This is a genomic window from Mesorhizobium bavaricum (genome assembly GCF_056781655.1).
Genome location: NZ_CM165566.1, coordinates 898,611 through 916,619 on the forward strand (window position 1 = coordinate 898,611; position 18,009 = coordinate 916,619).

The window sequence follows — 18,009 nt, forward strand, 5'->3', positions numbered from 1 at the left end:
ATTTCATTGCCAATCGACCGAACGCCCGGGCGACCCGAAGCAGGGAACTTTAGGTGCACAAGAATGTTTCCGTCGTTGCAAATACATCGCAATTGCCTAATTTGGCTCGCATGACGCCGCAGGACATCACCAAGCTGATCGTCCGGACTTCGATGAAGGATCGGGCTGCGTTCGATCTGCTCTACAGGCAGACCAGCGCGAAACTTTTCGGCGTCTGCCTTCGTGTATTGAATGATCGGGGAGATGCGGAAGAAGCGCTACAGGAAGTCTTCGTCAAGATTTGGACGAAGGCGGACCGTTTTGCCGTATCCGATCTGAGCCCGATTTCCTGGCTGGTGGCCATCGCGCGCAACCATGCGATCGATCGCATCAGAGCGCGGCGCAAGCCCGCCGTCGATATCGATGCCGCGCTCGATGTGGCCGATCCGGCGCCAGGGCCCGAGGCGATGGTGGTGGCGGGTGATGAATCCGAACGCATCCATCATTGTCTCGATGAGCTGGAAAAGGACCGGGCGGCGGCCGTTCGGGGCGCCTATCTCAAGGGCGAGAGCTATGCCGAACTGGCGGAGCGCCATGGCGTGCCGTTGAACACGATGCGTACCTGGCTGCGCCGCAGCCTGTTGAAACTCAGAGAATGTCTGGAAAGATGACGCTGGCGGAAGACAACGGACCGGAACGTGGAGGCGACGACCTGCTCGCTGCCGAATACGTTCTCGGCGTGCTGCCGGCGGACGAGCGGCAGATCGCGTCCAGGCGCATCGATGCGGAGACCGGGTTCGCCCGTCTTGTCGACGGCTGGGAGGTCTCTTTCTCGCCGCTCGCCGCTGCCTACGCGGAAATCGAGCCGCCGGCTTCGGTCAAGGCTGCTGTCGATCGCCGCCTGTTCGCGTCCCCCGCGGCTGTCACCACGCCCACGGAATCGCGCGACGGGCTGTGGTCCAGCCTGGCCTTCTGGCGTGGCCTCGCAGCAGTGGCGGTCGCCGCGCTGGCGATCTACATCGCCGTGCCCACCCTCAACCCGCCGGTCGAGCAGCCGCAGGCGCGCCTCGTCGCCTCGCTGGCCGCCGAGGGCAGCGATGTCAAATATCTCGCCGTCTACGATGCCGCGCATCACGAGGTCGGCCTGTCGCATGTCTCCGGCGAGCGAGCCGCCGGCAAGGACTTCGAGCTGTGGATGATCGAGGGCAAGAACCCGCCGGTCTCTATGGGCGTCATTCCGGCTGGATCGACGGCGCATATTGTCGTCTCGCCGGCAGCCCAGCAGAAGCTCGCCCAGGGCGCGGTACTCGCCGTCAGCCTCGAGCCGGCGGGCGGTTCACCGACCGGACAGCCGACCGGACCGGTGGTCGCGGCGGGCGATCTGAAGAGCATCTGACCGGCTTTCACCCACACTGGAAAACCAGAAGTCTATCTTCCGCCACGCATGTCTAGTTGGGCCTGTTTGTCGGCGGGCCGCTTGGCGTATAAATCTCCTTGGCGGCATGGATAAAAATAAAAATTCCCGATATTTTTGAAACTCTCGCATTTGCGTTCCGTATCTCCTCGCGTCCCCAAAGATGGGAAGAGAAAAACCCGAGGAGTTTGACATCATGCGTAGATACGCCACCCTTTTGCTTGCCAGCGCGATTGCTGTTTCTGCCCTTGCCACCGCGGCCTATGCCGAAAACCCTATTGTTGGCGGTGCCGCCATGTATGCCAACAAGAACATCGTCGAGAACGCCGTGAACTCGAAGGACCACACGACGCTGGTCGCCGCGGTCAAGGCCGCCGGCCTTGTCGAAACCTTGCAGGGCGCCGGGCCGTTCACGGTGTTCGCGCCGACCAACGACGCCTTTGCCGCGCTTCCGGCCGGCACGGTCGAAACCCTGCTCAAGCCCGAGAACAAGGACAAGCTGACCAAGATCCTGACCTGCCATGTCATCGGCGCCAAGGCGATGGGGGCGGACGTGGCCGCGATGGCCAAGGCTGATGGCGGCGCCCACAAGGTCAAGACCGTTGGCGGCTGCGAGTTGTCGCTGAAGGCCGACGGCGGCAAGGTCACCGTGACCGACGAGAACGGCAATATCGCCAATGTGACGATCGCCGACGTCGAACAGTCCAATGGCGTCATCCACGTCATCGACAAGGTTCTTTTGCCAAAGATGTAACAAGGGGCTCGCTGCCGACGAAATCGCAGCAAGGGCTCTCGTCGATTGCATGGTCTCGCTCCCGTGATCCGCAAGCGACCCGCGCACTCCGCACCGCCCACATTGAGATGTGGACCGGCGCGGAGTGGTCGTGTGAGGGCCACCGTCACCGGCTTTTGATTTCCACGTGGCGGTATAGTTTGGCAGACAGACAACAGGAGGAATTGGTCATGAACCGTCGCGACTTACTTTTGAGCGGTGTCGCCGCCATCGGCGTCGTCGGGGCCGCGGCCACGGTGTTGCGCATGGGCAGTCCACAGGCAGCACTGGCCGCCGAAAAATTCGAGGTCACCAAGACCGACGCCGAGTGGAAAGCCATCCTGTCACCGGCTGCCTTTGACGTCCTGCGCAAGGAAGGCACCGAATATCCCGGCACCAGCCCGCTGCTCAACGAACACCGCAAGGGCATCTTTGCCTGTGCCGGCTGCGACCTTCCGGTCTACCCGTCCGAGACGAAGTTCGATTCCGGCACCGGCTGGCCGAGCTTCTGGCAAGAGATCGCCAATGGCATCGGCAAAACCGTGGACAGGTCGCTCGGCATGACCCGCACCGAGGTGCATTGCCGCCGTTGCGGCGGCCATCTCGGCCACGTCTTCGACGACGGCCCGGCGCCGACCGGCCTACGACACTGCATCAACGGGGTGGCGTTGACCTTCAAGCCCGCCACGGCCTGACAAGAACCCATCAGCATAACGAAAAACTCCGGGCTTGCGGCCCGGAGTTTTTTGCGTGGTCAGACATTTTCGGGCGTGGACTGGAGGAGCTTCCCGAAACGGATGTCCACGTTTTGATATCAGAGCAGTTCACCGTTTCACGGAAACGGCGAACCGCTCTGAATCTCTTTAGTTTTGACGCAATTCCAGATGGAAAACCGTTTCACACTTTCCTGGAATTGCTCTAGTGGCCGCCACCACCGCCGCCACCGGCTGCTGCCGGCCTGCGGATCATCATGGTGAACAGCCCGAGCGTCGCGAACAGCACCGTCAGCAGATAGAACACGTCCATGAAGGACAGCAGCGCGGCCTGCTGCTGCACCATGCCCGACAGCTTGGAGATCGCAGCACTTGTCGCGTCGAGGCCGGCGGTCTGCTCGAAATTGAGTGTCATGTTCTGCAGCTTGGTCTGCGTGGCGGCGCTGCCCCACTGCACGTGCTCGGAGAGCCTTGCGTAGTGGAACGCGTTGCGGTCGATCAGCACCGTGTTGATGATCGCCAGGCCGACCGCGCCACCGAGGTTGCGGGTGAGATTGAACAGGCCTGACGCATTCTTCAGCCGGTCGGGCGGCAAGGTGCCGAGCGCGATGTTGTTGATCGGCACCATGCATAGCATCATCGAACAGCCGCGCAGGATCTGCGGGATAAGCAGCTCATAGAAATCCCAGTCGGCGGTCAGATGTGTCATCCACCATGTTCCGGTGGCGAAGCCAAAGAAGCCGATCATCATCATCAGGCGTGGGTCCATCTTGCTCGACAGGATGCCCGAGATCGGTGCGGTGACGAACATCGCCAGTCCGCTGACGAACAGCGCCTCGCCGATCATCATCGAATCGTAGCCGCGGATGCGCCCGAGGAACACCGGGTAGAGATAGGTCAGGCCGTAGAGCCCGATGCCGATGACGAAGGAAAACAACGAGCCGAAGGCGAAGTTGACGTTGCTGAACGCCTTCAGGTCGACGATCGGCTCCTCGGCGGTGAACACCCGCCAGAAGAAGACCACCGCGCCGACGGTCATGATGACGGCGCAGATGAACACGCCCTGGTCCTGCAGCCAGTCATTGTTCGGGCCTTCCTCGAGCACATATTCCATGCAGCCCAGGAAGGCCGCCATGCCGGCGAGACCCCACCAGTCGAACTTGCTGAACAGCTTGAGATTGGGCTTGTCGAAGTCGATCAGCGTCCAGGCCGCCGTCGTCACCAGGATGCCGGGCACGACATTGATGAGGAACAGCCAATGCCAGGACATGGCATGGCTGATATAGCCGCCGACGGTCGGGCCGATGGTCGGTGCCAGTGTCGCCACCAGGCCGATCATCGGCGAGACCACGGCGCGGCGCGAGGGCGGGAAAATGGTGAAGGCAGCGGCAAAGACGCTCGGGATCATGCCACCACCGATGAAGCCCTGGACGGCACGGTAGACGATCATCTGGTCGATGTTGGTGGCGGTCGCTGCCAGCGCGCTGGCTGCGGTGAAGCCCGCCGCCGAGACCGTGAACAGAACGCGTGTCGACAGCATCCGGCTGAGGAAGCCCGACAGCGGGATCATCACCACCTCGGCGATCAGATAGGCGGTCTGCACCCACGGGATCTCGTCGGAGCTGGCGCTCAGGCCGGCCTGGATCTCGGCCAGCGAGGCCGAGACGATCTGGATGTCCAGGATGGCCATGAACATGCCGAACACCATCGCCAGGAAGGCGATGACGCGCCGCGTGGAAATGGTGTCAGGCACAGCCGGCCTCGCGGGCGGCGCTCCTGCTGTCAGGGTTGCGGTGGCCATGGCATTGCTCCCCGGCGGCCGTTCAGTTCGAGGCCGAAGGCGCGGTGCGGCTGTCGACGGCGACGACGACACTCAAGCCGGCGCGCAGCCTGCCGCTCTTCAGCACGTCGGCCGGCACGTCGATGCGGACCGGGACGCGCTGCACCACCTTGGTGAAATTGCCGGTGGCGTTTTCGGGCGGCAGCAGCGAGAACACGGCACCCGAAGCCGGCGCCAGCGACGAGACGGTGCCCTCGAAATCCTGGCCGTCGGTCGCATCGACCGCAATCTTGACCTTCTCGCCGGGAACCAGGCGGGCAAGCTGTGTCTCCTTGAAGTTGGCGACGATGTAGAGCTTGTCCATCGGCACGATGACGGCGAGCTTCTGGCCGGGGCTGACGAGATCGCCCTGCTCGACCGAGCGATTGCCGACGACGCCGTCATAAGGCGCCTTGAGCACGGTGAAGGAAAGATCGCGCACGGCCTTGTCATGGCTGAGCTGCAAGGATGCCAGCGTGCTTGCCGATTCGGCGCGCTGCGCCTGCAGCACGCCGATATTGGCCTGTGCCGCGGCGATCTGCGCGTCGGCGCCGACAAGGGCGGCATTGGCCTGCTGGACCGCCGTCTGGGCATCGTCCAGCTGTGCCTGCGTGCCGACATGCGTCTTGAGTAGTTGCGAGGCACGATCGGCGACCTTCGCCGCATTGTCGGCCGCGGCTTGGTCGGCGACCTTCTGCGCCTGCGCCTGCTGCAGCGAGGCGCGCGCCGCGTCGGTCTGGGCGTCGATACGGTCGAGCGTCTTGCTCAACGTGGCGATCTGCGCCTCGGCCTGGGCGACAGCAATCTTGTAGTCACCGTCATCGACGACCAGCAGAGGATCGCCAGCCTTGACCTGCTGGTTCTCGCTCACCTTGACCTGATCGACATAGCCGGAAATCTTGGGCGAGATGAACGCCATGTCGGCCTGGACATAGGCATCGTCCGTCGAGATCATGAAGCGGCCCGTGGTCCAGTAATTGTAACCGTACCAGGCGCCGGCACTCAGCAGGGCAACGCCAATGATCGGCAGCAGAAAGGAGCGCACCGAGCGCTTCTTCTTGGCCGGAGCCTCCACCGGCGGCGACGATACGGCAGGCAGGACAGGCACTTCCGGTGCTTCCGTCGCCGGCGCGACCTTGGCATTTGGGAAAGGACGGACTTCGGCGGTGGTCGGCGCGTTCGAGGACATGACATCTCTCTAAAGTTGGAATAGTCTCTAAGGTATAATAATGAACCGTTCGGTTCGATCCGGGCGTTGACATAGCGCGGAAAGAGGACCATATCAAGGGCAATCGAACCGATTGGTTCGAATTATTTTCGAGGTGTGACTTTCATGGCCGAGACTCCGCCCAACGTCGAAACCGACCAATGCGGCGACCTGCTGGACAGCCTGCGCCGTGGCCGTCCTGCGGCGGGCCAGGATCCGGTCAAGCGCAGCCAGATCATCGAGGGCGCCCGTCGTGTCTTCATCGACAAGGGCTTCGAAGCGGCGTCGATGAACGACATCACCCGCGAGGCCGGTGTCTCCAAAGGTACGATCTACGTCTACTTCGCCAACAAGGAAGAGCTGTTCGAAGCGCTGATCGAGGAAGAGCGCGGCACGATCTTCAAGAACATGTATGATGTGCTGGACCACGCCGACGACCTGCGCGAGACACTGGTGAAGTTCGGCAAGGTTCTTGCCCTCAAGATCACGTCGGCCAAGGTCATCCAGGCGCAGCGTACGGTGATCGGCGCATCCGACCGGATACCAGACATGGGCGCCCGTTTTTACGAACGCGGCCCAAAACGCGGCCATGACAAATTGATGATCTTTCTCAATGCCGCCATCGAGCGCGGCCTGCTGCGGATCGACGATGTCGATCTTGCCGCCTATCAGTTCACCGACCTGTGCCTGGCCGGTCTTTTCCGTCAGTGCATATTCGCCTACCGCACCAAGGCCCCGAGCCAGGATGAAATCGACCACATCGTCAGGTCCGGCGTTGCCATGTTCCTGAAGGCCTACGGGACCGAAAGCCTTGTCGCGGAAGAAAGCCACCAGATGATTGCCATCGAGGCCAAGCGTTAGCTATTTGTTTTTTCCGCAAATCCGGAAACCCGTTACGCACATTTCCTTAAATCGCGCGTCTGTTTGAGCATGATCTTTCGCGAAATCCGGATTCCACTTTTCGAGATCTAGCCGCCATTCGCGGCGAGCACGATCGCAGCCTGCAATTCCTGCAGGCCTTCGGCCTTTTCCGACGACGTCGCCAGAACGAACGGAAACGCCGCCGGCCGCTTCTTGATTTTTGCCAGCGTCTCCTCGATCAGCCGCGGCACACCGGCAACCTTGATCTTGTCGGTCTTGGTCAGCACGATCTGGTAGGACACCGCCGCTTTGTCGAGCAGCGACAGCACTTCGTCGTCCTTGGCCTTGATGCCGTGGCGGGCGTCGATCAGCACATAGACCCGCTTCAGCGTGACGCGGCCCTTGAGATAGTCGAAGACCAGCTTGGTCCACTCGTCGACCTTCTCCTTGGGCGCGGTGGCGTAGCCATAGCCCGGCATGTCGACCAGCGCCAAGGGCGGCAGGTCGGCGCCCTCGCCGGAAAACCCATCCGGCACGAAATAGTTGAGCTCCTGCGTACGCCCCGGCGTGTTGGAGGTGCGCGCCAGCCCCTTCTGATTGACCAGCGCGTTGATCAATGACGACTTGCCGACATTCGAGCGGCCGGCAAAGGCAATTTCCGGCGGCCCTTCTGGCGGCAGGAACTTCATTGCCGGCACGCCGCGGATGAATATCCACCCGCGCGTAAACAGTTCGGTGCCGATAACGGTGTTGTTCAGAGCGTTCAAGCTGCTGCCTCCAGAAGAGAAATATCGGCACCCCGGATAGCATCGAGGTTGCGGCTGATCTTGTCTACCGGCCAGTCCCACCACGCCACCGCCAGCAGCCGCCTGATCGTCCTGTGGTCGAAACGCATCTTGACCACCTTGGCCGCGTTGCCGGCGACAATCGCATAGGGCGACACGTGGTGCGTCACCACCGATTTCGCGGCAACGATGGCGCCATGGCCGATCGTCACGCCTGGCAGGATTACCGCGTCCATGCCCACCCAGACATCGTTGCCGAGCACGGTGTCGCCCCGCACTTCCTTCGACCAGGTCGCCGGGTCAAAACCCTTTTCCCAGCCATGGCCAAAGATGTTGAACGGATAGGTCGAAAAGCCGGACATGGCGTGATTGGCGCCGTTCATGATGAAGCGGGCGCCCTCGGCGATGGCGCAGAACCTGCCGATGATGAGCTTGTCGCCAATGAACGGATAGTGGTGCAGCACGCATTTCTCGGCGAATTTGTCCGGCCCGTCGGGGTCGTCATAATAGGTGAAATCGCCGATCTCGATGTTCGGCGCGCTCACCAGTCCCTTGAGGAAGCCGACGCGGGTGTGCATCGGGATCGGGTGCTTGATGTCAGGGTTGGGTCCGTCCATGTCGAGGTCCGTCAGAAAATTGGCCGCCGGGTGCCAGGCGAAGTCCGCATGCACCCGTTCAAAATAGCGTGATCCGCCCTATAGCACCAATCGGCTGGGGAGCGAGCCTTCCGTGGCGGCGTCGCTCATTTGCTGCCGCGGCAGATCACGATCGGATCGGACAGCGCGCTGTCGAAACCGCTACCCTGATAGACGGTGACGTTGGAAGCCCCGGGCGGCACCATGAAGGTGCCTTCGACGATTTTCTGGTCGCCGGCCGGCGTATGCAGAGCCCAGCTATACGTGCAAAACTGAGGCGGCGCCTGGGGTTCGACGTGGCTGCAGTTCAATTGCGCCCCACCCAGCATGGCGGCGCCGCCGCAGCTGACCGCCTCCTTTGCGAGCGCAGTGCAAGGCCATCCGGCGAGCGCCGCCACGGTCGCGATCTTGAGCCAATTCATCGTCATGTCCTCGTCCTGCAACTGCCTGTCGCCGGACCTTTCTGTTGCGCCGCAGCGTGTGCGACATTTTTTCCAAGCGGACTTAGTGCGTCTTGTGCACCGCGTCCAGCAGGATTATGTGCATGATGATAATAAGCATGCTCACTAAAAGTCACACCCAAGAAATCCAGTCCTTCCCATGCCATCGTCACCCAACATCAGCTTCGTGCTGCACGATGTCGCGCGCCTGCTTCGAAAGCGGTTCGAGCAGCGTTCGCGGGCCTTGGGGCTGACCCGCGCCCAATGGCAGGCGCTGGCCTATCTGTCGCTGCATGAAGGCATCCATCAGAACAGACTGGCCGACCTGATCGAGATCATGCCGATCACACTCGCCCGGCTGCTCGACAAGATGGAGGCGCGCGGCTTCATCGAGCGCCGGCCCAATCCCGCATGGCTGCTTTACCTGACGCCGGAAGCCCATCCGCTGCTCGAAATCATGCGCAGCAACGGCCAGAAAACGCGCGACGAGGCCTTCGTCGGCCTCTCGGCGGATGCCCAGTCGCACCTGCTGCAAACCCTATCCCTGATCAAATCCAATCTGCTCGAGGCTTGCGCCCAGCCAGCCGTCGACCGGGAGAAAGTACATGGCTGATTCAACCTCACCCAAGAAGCCCGCCGGGGATGCACCTTCCACCGATCGGAAGACCGACCAGATCATCCGGCTGGATAGCGAGCGCGAGCAGAGGCGAGCCAACACCGTCATCGCCGATGACCAACTCGAAGCACCGGTTGCCCTGGAGCCGGCGAGACTTGAGGCTCCTTCCACGCAGCCACAGCAGCAAGCCGGGGTTGCCGTCGCGCCCCCGGCGCCGGTCAAGCCCAAGCGCAGCCTGACACGGCCGATCCTTTTCGCCCTGCTTCCGGTCGCGCTGGCGGTCGGCGGCTATTACTACGTTGTCGGCGGCCAGGTCATGACCACCGACAATGCCTACATCCAGGCGCAGTCGCTCGGCGTTTCCACCGATGTCTCCGGCACCGTGCTCGAGATCGACGTGCACGAGAACGAGGCGGTGAAGAAGGACCAGGTGCTTTTTCGGTTGAGGCCGGCCTCTTTCGAGACCGCTCTCGCCGCGGCCCAAGCCCAGCTTGGGACGGTGCGCAACCAGGTGCTGACCTTGCAGGCGAGTTACCAGCAGTCGCAGTCGCTGATCGAACAGGCCGAAGCCGACATTCCCTATTACGAGGCCGCTTTCCAACGCCAGCAGGATCTTCTCAAGACCTCGACCGCCTCCAAGGCGACCTTCGACAGCGCCCAGCACGACCTCGTCGCCGCCCGCCAGAAAGTGTCGGTCGCCAAGGCGCAGGCGCAGGCGACGCTTGCCCAGCTGGGTGGCGACGCCAACCAGCCGGTCGAGAAGAACCCCTTCTACCTGCAGGCCCAGTCCGCCGTGGACGACGCCCAGCGCAACCTCGGCGATTCCATCGTCAAGGCGCCGTTCGACGGCATCGTCACCAATGTCGAGGCGCTCCAGATCGGCAAGTACCTGCCGGCGTCGCAGCCGGCGTTCAGCCTGGTGTCGGCGACCGACCTCTGGATCGCGGCGGAGCCGAAGGAAACTGAATTGACCTATGTGCGGCCGGGACAGACGGCGACAATCAGCGTCGACAGCTATCCGGGCAGCGTCTGGCACGGCACCGTCGCCTCCATCAGCCCGGCGTCATCGTCGAGCTTCTCGCTGCTTCCGGCGCAGAACACCACCGGCAACTGGGTCAAGGTCGTGCAGCGCATCCCGATGCGCGTGACGGTCGACGATCCGCAGGGCAAGCCGCCGCTGCGCGGCGGAATGAGCGTCGTGGTCGGCATCGATACCGGCCATGCGCGCGGCCTGCCGGACTTCGTGACGGATCTCATCAACCGGTTCGAGCAGAAGTCATGACCCGCGCGTCCGCGACAGGTGGCACATCGGTGGTCGCCAATCGCGGCGCCATCACCGCCTGCGTGATCCTTGCCGTGATCATGCAGGCGCTGGATACGACCATCGCCAATGTGGCGCTTCCCTATATCCAGGGCAGCGTTTCGGCGAGCGCCGACCAGATCAACTGGGTGCTGACGTCCTACATCGTCGCCGCGGCGGTGATGACGCCGCCGTCGGGCTACCTTGCCAACCGTTTCGGCCGCAAGCGCATCCTGCTGATCTCGATCACCGGCTTCGTCGTCGCCTCGGTGCTTTGCGGCTTCGCGCAGTCGCTGCCGCAGATCGTCGGCTTCCGCTTGCTGCAAGGCCTGTTCGGCGCGGCCCTCGTGCCGCTGTCGCAGAGCATCCTGCTCGACATCTACAGCGTCGAAGAGCGCGGCTCGGCGATGGCGCTGTTCGGCGTTTCGGTGATGGTCGGACCGGTGCTCGGGCCGGTCATCGGCGGCTGGCTGACCGAAAATGTCAGCTGGCGCTGGGTATTCTACATCAACGTCCCGATCGGCATGCTGGCTTTCGCCGGCGTGTCGATGTTCGTCCTGGAAACCAAGACCGACCTCAAGGCAAGGCTGGACTGGCTGGGATTTGGCATGCTCAGCCTCACCATCGCTTCGCTGCAGATGTTTCTCGATCGCGGCGAGCAGCTCAACTGGTTCTCGTCGTCCGAGATCATCGTCGAGGCGCTGATCTGCGCGTCGGCGTTCTACATCTTCCTCGTCCACACCTTCACCGCCCGCAACTCGTTCGTGAACCCGCGGCTTTTCCTCGACCGGAACTTTGCCGTCGGCATGGTCTTCATCTTCATCATCGGCATCACCTACCTCGCCTCGCTGGCCTTGATGACGCCCTATCTGCAGACGCTGATGGGCTATCCGGTGGTGACGGCCGGCATCGTCATGGGGCCGCGCGGCCTCGGCACCATGGCTTGCATGTTCCTGGTCGGCAGGCTGGTCGGCAAGGTGGATACGCGCTGGCTGCTGCTGACCGGGCTGCTGATCACCGCCTGGGCGATGTACGACATGACCGGCTGGACACCCGATGTCTCGCAATGGACGATCATCCGCACCGGCTTCATCCAGGGTGCGGGGCTCGGCTTCCTGTTCGTTCCGCTGACCACCATCACCTTCGCCACGCTGGCGCCGGAGCGGCGCGCGGAAGGCACCGGATTGTACAATCTGTCGCGAAACATCGGCTCCAGCGTCGGCATCTCGGTCGTCACCGCGCTGTTGACGCAGAACGTGCAGATCAACCACGCCAACATCGCCACCTATGTGACGCCCTACAACCAGGCGTTCGGCAACCCGGCGATCTTCCAGGCGATGAACCCTTACAGCGCCGCCGGCCGCGCCGCGCTCGACGGCGTGGTCACGCTGCAGGCGACGATCATCAGCTACATGAACGACTTCAAGCTGATGATGATCCTGTCTCTTGCCGCCATCCCGCTGGTTCTGTTGCTGCGCAAGCCGGCGACGCCGGCCGAGGTCGACCACAGCGCGGTCATGGAGTGATGCCTTGGCAGCTGTCGACGTCCGTTCTTTGGGGCAAGCCGCAGCCAAAAAGAAACCGGGGTCCTGTGAGGAACTACAGGACCCCGCCCGATGCCCGATACGGCTTGCCGAGAAACACCGCGTCATGAGGTCGGGACGGCAAGCCCGAGAAAGCCTCGACGGACCTGCTGATCCCCTTCGCCGGAAGCCGTTACTTCGGCAACAGCACCTTGTTGACGACATGGATGACGCCGTTCGACTGATTGACGTCGGCGATCGTCACCTTGGCCTCGCCGCCGGACTCGTCCATGATGTAGAGCTTGCCCTTCTTGACCTCGGCGGTCAGCGTGTCGCCGGAAACGGTCTTCATCTCATATTTGCCGCCCATCGCCTTGGCCTTGGCCATCATCTCCTTGCCGGAGATCTTGCCGGCCACGACATGCGCGGTCAGGACCTTGGTGAGCTGGTCCTTGTTCTCGGGCTTGAGCAGGGTGTCGACGGTGCCCTTGGGCAGTGCCGCGAACGCTTCATTGGTTGGCGCAAAGACGGTGAACGGACCGGCGCCCTGCAACGTGTCGACCAGGCCGGCGGCCTTGACGGCAGCGACCAGCGTCGTGTGATCCTTCGAGTTGACGGCGTTTTCGACGATGGTCTTGGTGGTGTACATCGGCGCGCCGCCAACATTCGGGTTCTTGGCGTAGGCTGGCGCGGCAATTGCCACGCCAGCGACAAGTGCGGAAAGCGCGATGATCCTGAATGACGGCATACGCATGTAGTCTTCCTCCGGGTGAGGGCTGATCGGAATTGATCGCCTTTGGAAATGCACCCGCAGTCACGCCCCGCGACGGCTTGCAGTTTCGCCGATCACGGGAACGTGACCTGACCTTTGCCCAAATAAAAAGCCCCGGACCAGCCGGGGCTTTTTGACAAAAAAGAGGCTATTCCGCCGGTGACGGTTTCTTTCGAAACAGTGCGACCAGATTGTCCCACAGCTCGATCTTGGCGCCCTGGCGTTTCATGATCACGCCCTGCTGGAGGATCGACAGCGTGTTGTTCCAAGCCCAGTAGATGACCAGACCGGCCGGGAAACCCGCCATCATGAAGGTGAAGATCACCGGCATCCAGGTGAAGATCGCGGCCTGCGTCGGGTCCGGCGGCGTCGGGTTCATGCGCATCTGCAGGAACATGGTGACGCCCATGATCAGCGGCCAGACGCCGATCATCAGCATGTGCGGCAAAGTGACCGGAACGAGGCCGAAGAGGTTGAAGATCGACGTCGGATCGGGTGCCGCCAAATCCTGGATCCAGCCGAAGAACGGCGCATGGCGCATCTCGATGGTGATGTAGAGCACCTTGTAGAGCGAGAAGAAGACCGGAATCTGCAGCGCCACCGGCCAGCAGCCGGCGAGCGGATTGATCTTCTCGGTCTTGTACAGCTCCATCATCGCCTGCTGCTGCTTCATCTTGTCGTCCGCGTATTTCTCGCGGATCTCGAGCATCTTGGGCTGCACCTTCTTCATGTTCGCCATCGATGCGTAGGACTTGTTGGCGAGCGGGAAGAAGATGGCCTTGACGATGACGGTGGTGGCGAGGATCGCCAGGCCGAAATTGCCGAAGAATTTGTAGAGCGTGTCGATCAGCCAGAACATCGGCTTGGTGATGAAGTGGAACCAGCCCCAGTCGATCAGGAGGTCGAACCGCTTGATGTGGCGGTCTTCGGCATAGGCGTTGATCTTGCCGACTTCCTTGGCGCCGGCGAAGACTTCGCTCTCAACCGTCGCCGATTGACCGGCATCGACGGTGATCGGGTCGGTCAGGAAGTCGGACTGGTAGCGATGGCGGCCGTCCTCGAAATAGGCGTAGCGCGGCTGGAACGGCTGCTTCTCGCTCGGCACCAGCGTCACTGCCCAGTATTTGTCGGTGATGCCGAGCCAGCCGTCGGTCGACTTGCCCGGCGTCGCCTGTTTGTCCTTCTCGATGGACGCGTATTTGTGTTCCTGCAGGCCTTCGGTGCCGGTGAAGCCGATCAGGCCCTCATGCAGCACATAGGTGCTGGCGACGGCCGGCTTGTCGAAACGGGTGACACGGCCATAATTGGACAGCGAAACAGCAGCCGCGCCCGAATTCTGGATCGTATCGGAAACCGTGAACATGTAGTTGGTGTCGACCGAAAAAGTGCGCTTGAAGGTCAGGCCCTTGTCGTTCGAATAGGTCAGCGTGACCGGCGTCGTCGGGGTCAGCGTGGCATTGCCATCGACGGCCCACACCGTCTCGGGACCGGGCACCACGCCGGTCTTGTCGTTGCCGACAAAGCCGATCTCGGCATAATAGCCATTGGGCAGTGCGGCCGGATTGAGCAGGCTGATCTCGGGCGAGTTCTTGTCGACCGTCTCGGTGTAGTGCTTGAGCTTGAGGTCGTCGAGACGGGCACCGGTCAGGTTGATCGAACCCTCGAGGCTCGGTGTGTCGATCTTGGCGCGGGTCGTCGTGGCGAGTGCCTGTTCGCGGCCGGCCGGCGTCACGGCGTCGGTGCCGGGTGCATTGGGAATGGCGCCAGGCGCGGCGGGCGTTGCGGTATCGGCGCCGGGGTTGGCGGCGTCGGCGCCCTTCTTCTGCTCTTCGACGCGCAGCTGCTCGATGCGGGCGGCCTCGCGCTGCTGTTCGCTGCGCGGCAACACGTAAAAATATTGCCATACCGCCAGGATCAGCACCGACAGCGCGATGGTGATGAAGAAGTTCCGGTTGTTTTCCATCGAAAGCCCTTGGCCTATCGTGTTCCGCGCAGTCGGCGGGAGAGTTCGGCCTTCAACTGGCCGAACGGAATGGTAAGCACGTCTTCGCGCCCGACGATGACATAGTCATTGCCAGGCGCCATGTCACTTGCCGCATGCGTACGGACGGCTTCTCGCAGCCGCCGCCGGACGCGGTTGCGGACAACCGCGTTGCCGACCTTCTTGGTGACGGTATAGCCGACGCGCGGCGACAGACCGTCGCCGCGGTCGAGAACCTCAACGAGAAAAAGCCGCCCGCGTCGCTTTTCACCACGACGGACGGCCAGGAATTCCGCGCGCTTCAGAAGCCGCTTGGGATTTGGTCCCACTGGCTTGCCGGATGCGGGCAACGATCTCGTCTTCCGTTCAGGCGCTGAGCCGCTTGCGGCCGCGGTTGCGGCGAGCTGCGACGACGCCGCGACCACCCTTGGTGGCCATGCGGGCACGGAAGCCGTGCCGACGTTTGCGGACGAGTTTAGACGGTTGGTAGGTACGCTTCATTTGTTTTAATACCGCGGGGTGCGGCCCTTCTTGATTCTGTCACTGTGTAACAGGAGCTTTGCCGGGCCGGTTTTGGCGCGATCGAAACCGCGCCGGGACGAATGGCCCGAGCGTGAGCGGGCTTATAGAAAGAAGGGTTTTGGAAGTCAATCCGGCGTCGTCAGGCCGAAGCCGGTCGCCATCAGGCCGGTTTATGTTTCCGACGAAGGATGAAATTGGCAAAAAAGCCGTAATCGCCTAATCTGCGTTGATCAAGTGATCGTGAAGACATAGCCGCATGAGCGAAACCATACAAGCGGAGGAAAGGATCGGCACGGCGGCGCCAGCCGCCGTGCGCACGGTGCCGCTGTCGCGCGGCCTGTCGACCAAGCTGTTGCTGCTGACCATCGTTTTCGTGCTTCTGGCCGAAGTGCTGATCTTCCTGCCCTGGATCGCCAGCTACCGGCTGAACTGGCTGAAGGAGCGGCTGAGCACGGCCGCGGCGGTGTCGATCGTGCTGGTGCAAGGTGAATCCACCTCGCTGTCGCGGACGGCCCAGAACGACGTGCTGATGGCAATCGGCGCCAAGGCGATCGCGGTGCGTGACGGCGGCGTCTCACGGTTGCTGGTGGTGGCCGAGATGCCGCCGAAGGTCGACGAACACGTCGACATCGCCAGCATCGGCATGATCAAGGGCATGACCGGCGCGCTCGACACGCTGTTTTTCGGCGGCAACCGCATGCTGCGCGTTTTCGGTCCGGTCGGCGACAGCGACAAGGAGTTCGAGCTGATCATGCCGGACAACAGTCTGCGCAATGCCATGCTCAGATATTCGCGCAACGTCGCCTTCGTCTCGCTGCTGATCTCGCTGTTCACCGCCATGCTGGTCTATGCCGCGATCGACCTGATCATGATCGGGCCGATCCGGACGATGACGCGCTCTATGCTGTCGTTCTCCGAAGCGCCCGACGATCCCGGACGCATCATCCATCCCGCCGCACGCGCCGACGAGATCGGCGTTGCCGAACGCGAGCTGTCGCAGATGCAGGTGCGACTGCAGAAGATGCTCTCCGAGCAGAAGCACCTTGCCGACCTCGGTCTGGCCGTGTCGAAGATCAACCATGACATGCGCAACATCCTGGCCTCGGCGCAGCTGATGTCGGACCGCCTGCGTCAGGTCAAGGACCCGACGGTGCAGGCCTTCGCACCGAAACTGCTGCGCGCACTCGACCGCGCCGTTTCCTATTCCGAAGGCGTGCTTCACTACGGCCGTACGCAGGAGCCGCCGCCTTCGCGCCGCAGGCTGCGGCTGCGCCAGCTGGTCGAGGATGTGCATGGCCTGCTCGACATCGAGCAGGGCATCGAGTTCGTCAATGCCATAGAGCCAGCCTTCGAAGTGGACGCCGATTCCGATCAGCTGTTCCGCGTGCTCACCAATCTCTGCCGCAATTCGGTACAGGCCATGGCGTCGGACACCGAAGGTGCGCTGGTCCGGCGACTGGCGGTGTCGGCCGTGCGGCTGGGCAGCGTCAGCCGCATCGTCGTCACCGACACCGGGCCCGGACTACCACCCAAGGCGCGGGAAAACCTGTTCGCGGCTTTTCGCGGCTCGGCGCGCAGCGGCGGCACCGGCCTTGGCCTGGCGATCGCACACGAGTTGATCCGGGCGCACGGCGGCACGGTGGAGCTGGTGGAAAGCATTGGCGGGCGCACGACATTCGCGGTCACCATTCCCGACCAGCCGGTCCGGCTCGACCAGGCCCGCAACGGCCTGCGCCGCCCGGCATGATGGGTCGGGCGCTGTTTCGCCCGATGCTGTTGCCTGCGGACCCGGCGCCTATTTTCTGCAGGGATCGGCGCACTTCCCTTCAGGGATTGAGCGAGCCATGGCTTCGACGCCGTTTGGAAGCGCCCGGATTCGGGCTATCGCCGCTGGACTGAAGCCCCTCCGACAAAACTTTTGCCGGATCGGCTTGCTTTTCGGAAATTCAGTCGCTAGGGAACACGTCTCGTCGCGGCCGGTCGTTCACGATCGGCTCGCGGGGTCATGGAAAGCATGGCCTGTTGCGCGCCCGTAGCTCAGCTGGATAGAGCACCAGACTACGAATCTGGGGGTCAGGAGTTCGAATCTCTTCGGGCGCGCCATTCCAATCATCGAAACCGTTAGCTGCGGCACCTGCTGAAGAGCGCAGGCGGGATGGATTTGCAACCTTCGAAGCAGGATCGGCAAATTCAGGCGAGTGCAAGTGCCGGCGAGCCGCTGCGGTACGTGGAAACTGGCGATCCGGTGTCATTGCAGCACTCGCCTCATGCTTGCCAGAACGGCTTGGCGATCTCTGCCTCGACCTGCCGGTCCGTCAGACCGATATCGTCGATCAAATGGGGATTGGCCTTCGACATTTGCTCGAGTTCCCAGCGGAAGCGTATCCGCTCGCGCCAGGTCCGGTCGCGCCAGGTCGCGACAATGCTTCGCAGGGTCGTCAGGTGCCGACGCGACACCGGCGCCACGGGCGTTCCCGACCGCGCTGCCTTATGCGGGGCAAATTCAAGAATATTGGTCATGGCAACCTCCATAGGGTTTGAGGGTCCAAAACCCTCGACCTGAAAGAGGTTGAATTCTGCCGGATACGGACAGCGCCGTAATTAAGCCCTCCCAAATAGTTCTCAAAAGTTCCAAACGGGCTAGAGCAGTTCTCCGGTCCACGGAACCGG

19 protein-coding genes and 1 tRNA gene are annotated in these 18,009 nt (G+C 62.5%); 10 read left to right on the plus strand and 10 right to left on the minus strand.

The genetic code is table 11. The annotated features are described in order from the left end of the window. The first annotated feature begins 110 nt into the window (after positions 1–110). The 4 genes from AC1RZR_RS04290 to msrB all read left to right on the plus strand — a co-directional run bounded on the left by AC1RZR_RS04290 (position 111) and on the right by msrB (position 2,860). Positions 111–650 (plus strand): sigma-70 family RNA polymerase sigma factor, encoded by a 540-nt coding sequence (locus tag AC1RZR_RS04290; RefSeq protein WP_379105067.1) that lies wholly within the window; start codon positions 111–113, stop codon positions 648–650. Next, positions 647–1,375, plus strand: coding sequence for an anti-sigma factor (locus AC1RZR_RS04295; protein WP_481829013.1), 729 nt, complete (start codon positions 647–649; stop codon positions 1,373–1,375). Before AC1RZR_RS04290 ends, AC1RZR_RS04295 begins: the two co-directional genes overlap by 4 nt. A 214-nt stretch (positions 1,376–1,589) precedes the next feature. After that, positions 1,590–2,147: a fasciclin domain-containing protein gene (locus AC1RZR_RS04300; RefSeq protein ID WP_481827738.1), complete on the plus strand. Its 558-nt coding sequence runs from the start codon at positions 1,590–1,592 to the stop codon at positions 2,145–2,147. 209 nt (positions 2,148–2,356) lie between these two features. Then, positions 2,357–2,860, plus strand: coding sequence for a peptide-methionine (R)-S-oxide reductase MsrB (msrB, locus tag AC1RZR_RS04305; protein WP_481827739.1), 504 nt, complete (start codon positions 2,357–2,359; stop codon positions 2,858–2,860). Positions 2,861–3,083: 223 nt separating this feature from the next. Here msrB and AC1RZR_RS04310 read toward each other — a convergent pair whose 3' ends face one another. Both AC1RZR_RS04310 and AC1RZR_RS04315 read right to left on the minus strand, forming a co-directional pair. Then, on the minus strand, positions 3,084–4,679 hold the full coding sequence (locus AC1RZR_RS04310; RefSeq protein ID WP_481827740.1) for a DHA2 family efflux MFS transporter permease subunit: 1,596 nt from the start codon (positions 4,677–4,679) through the stop codon (positions 3,084–3,086). Positions 4,680–4,701: 22 nt separating this feature from the next. Next, positions 4,702–5,886, minus strand: coding sequence for an HlyD family secretion protein (locus tag AC1RZR_RS04315; protein ID WP_477268409.1), 1,185 nt, complete (start codon positions 5,884–5,886; stop codon positions 4,702–4,704). Between the two features lie 144 nt (positions 5,887–6,030). Here AC1RZR_RS04315 and AC1RZR_RS04320 point away from each other — a divergent pair, with 144 nt between their 5' ends. Then, positions 6,031–6,765, plus strand: a complete 735-nt coding sequence (locus AC1RZR_RS04320; RefSeq protein ID WP_481827741.1) for a TetR/AcrR family transcriptional regulator — start codon at positions 6,031–6,033, stop codon at positions 6,763–6,765. A gap of 107 nt (positions 6,766–6,872) precedes the next feature. Here AC1RZR_RS04320 and yihA read toward each other — a convergent pair whose 3' ends face one another. The 3 genes from yihA to AC1RZR_RS04335 form a co-directional block, all read right to left on the minus strand. After that, entirely contained in the window at positions 6,873–7,532 is a 660-nt protein-coding gene (gene yihA / locus AC1RZR_RS04325) for a ribosome biogenesis GTP-binding protein YihA/YsxC (RefSeq protein WP_379105078.1), read from the minus strand. After that, positions 7,529–8,167 (minus strand): CatB-related O-acetyltransferase, encoded by a 639-nt coding sequence (locus tag AC1RZR_RS04330; RefSeq protein WP_481827742.1) that lies wholly within the window; start codon positions 8,165–8,167, stop codon positions 7,529–7,531. Before AC1RZR_RS04330 ends, yihA begins: the two co-directional genes overlap by 4 nt. Before the next feature lie 125 nt (positions 8,168–8,292). Beyond that, a complete protein-coding gene (locus AC1RZR_RS04335) occupies positions 8,293–8,613 on the minus strand; it encodes a hypothetical protein (protein ID WP_481827743.1) in 321 nt (106 codons plus the stop codon). A 172-nt stretch (positions 8,614–8,785) separates the two neighbouring features. Here AC1RZR_RS04335 and AC1RZR_RS04340 point away from each other — a divergent pair, with 172 nt between their 5' ends. From AC1RZR_RS04340 to AC1RZR_RS04350, 3 genes are read left to right on the plus strand one after another with little or no spacing between them, the layout of a single operon-like run. Then, on the plus strand, positions 8,786–9,238 hold the full coding sequence (locus AC1RZR_RS04340; protein WP_481827744.1) for a MarR family winged helix-turn-helix transcriptional regulator: 453 nt from the start codon (positions 8,786–8,788) through the stop codon (positions 9,236–9,238). Continuing rightward, on the plus strand, positions 9,231–10,523 hold the full coding sequence (locus AC1RZR_RS04345; RefSeq protein WP_481827745.1) for an HlyD family secretion protein: 1,293 nt from the start codon (positions 9,231–9,233) through the stop codon (positions 10,521–10,523). The genes AC1RZR_RS04340 and AC1RZR_RS04345 overlap by 8 nt, the downstream gene beginning before the upstream one ends. Further along, positions 10,520–12,067: a DHA2 family efflux MFS transporter permease subunit gene (locus AC1RZR_RS04350; protein WP_481827746.1), complete on the plus strand. Its 1,548-nt coding sequence runs from the start codon at positions 10,520–10,522 to the stop codon at positions 12,065–12,067. Before AC1RZR_RS04345 ends, AC1RZR_RS04350 begins: the two co-directional genes overlap by 4 nt. 190 nt (positions 12,068–12,257) lie before the next feature. On the opposite strand, the gene AC1RZR_RS04355 is transcribed toward AC1RZR_RS04350, so the two are convergent. From AC1RZR_RS04355 to rpmH, 4 genes are all read right to left on the minus strand, one after another. Beyond that, positions 12,258–12,818 carry a fasciclin domain-containing protein gene (locus tag AC1RZR_RS04355; protein ID WP_481827747.1) on the minus strand — a complete coding sequence of 187 codons (561 nt, stop codon included), beginning with the start codon at positions 12,816–12,818 and terminating at the stop codon, positions 12,258–12,260. A 166-nt stretch (positions 12,819–12,984) separates the two neighbouring features. Then, a complete protein-coding gene (gene yidC, locus AC1RZR_RS04360; protein WP_481827748.1) occupies positions 12,985–14,799 on the minus strand; it encodes a membrane protein insertase YidC in 1,815 nt (604 codons plus the stop codon). A 14-nt stretch (positions 14,800–14,813) separates the two neighbouring features. Continuing rightward, positions 14,814–15,167 (minus strand): ribonuclease P protein component, encoded by a 354-nt coding sequence (gene rnpA, locus AC1RZR_RS04365; protein WP_111545239.1) that lies wholly within the window; start codon positions 15,165–15,167, stop codon positions 14,814–14,816. A gap of 16 nt (positions 15,168–15,183) precedes the next feature. Beyond that, positions 15,184–15,318, minus strand: a complete 135-nt coding sequence (gene rpmH / locus AC1RZR_RS04370) for a 50S ribosomal protein L34 (protein WP_008833937.1) — start codon at positions 15,316–15,318, stop codon at positions 15,184–15,186. A 277-nt stretch (positions 15,319–15,595) separates the two neighbouring features. Here rpmH and AC1RZR_RS04375 point away from each other — a divergent pair, with 277 nt between their 5' ends. Beyond that, positions 15,596–17,086, plus strand: coding sequence for an ATP-binding protein (locus AC1RZR_RS04375; RefSeq protein WP_481827749.1), 1,491 nt, complete (start codon positions 15,596–15,598; stop codon positions 17,084–17,086). Between the two features lie 279 nt (positions 17,087–17,365). Further along, positions 17,366–17,442, plus strand: a tRNA-Arg gene (locus AC1RZR_RS04380). Between the two features lie 162 nt (positions 17,443–17,604). Here the strand turns inward: AC1RZR_RS04380 and AC1RZR_RS04385 are convergent. Further along, the gene (locus AC1RZR_RS04385) at positions 17,605–17,859 is read right to left on the minus strand and encodes a DUF1127 domain-containing protein (protein WP_481827750.1); all 255 of its coding nucleotides are present in this window, start codon (positions 17,857–17,859) and stop codon (positions 17,605–17,607) included. Between the last annotated feature and the right edge of the window lie 150 nt (positions 17,860–18,009).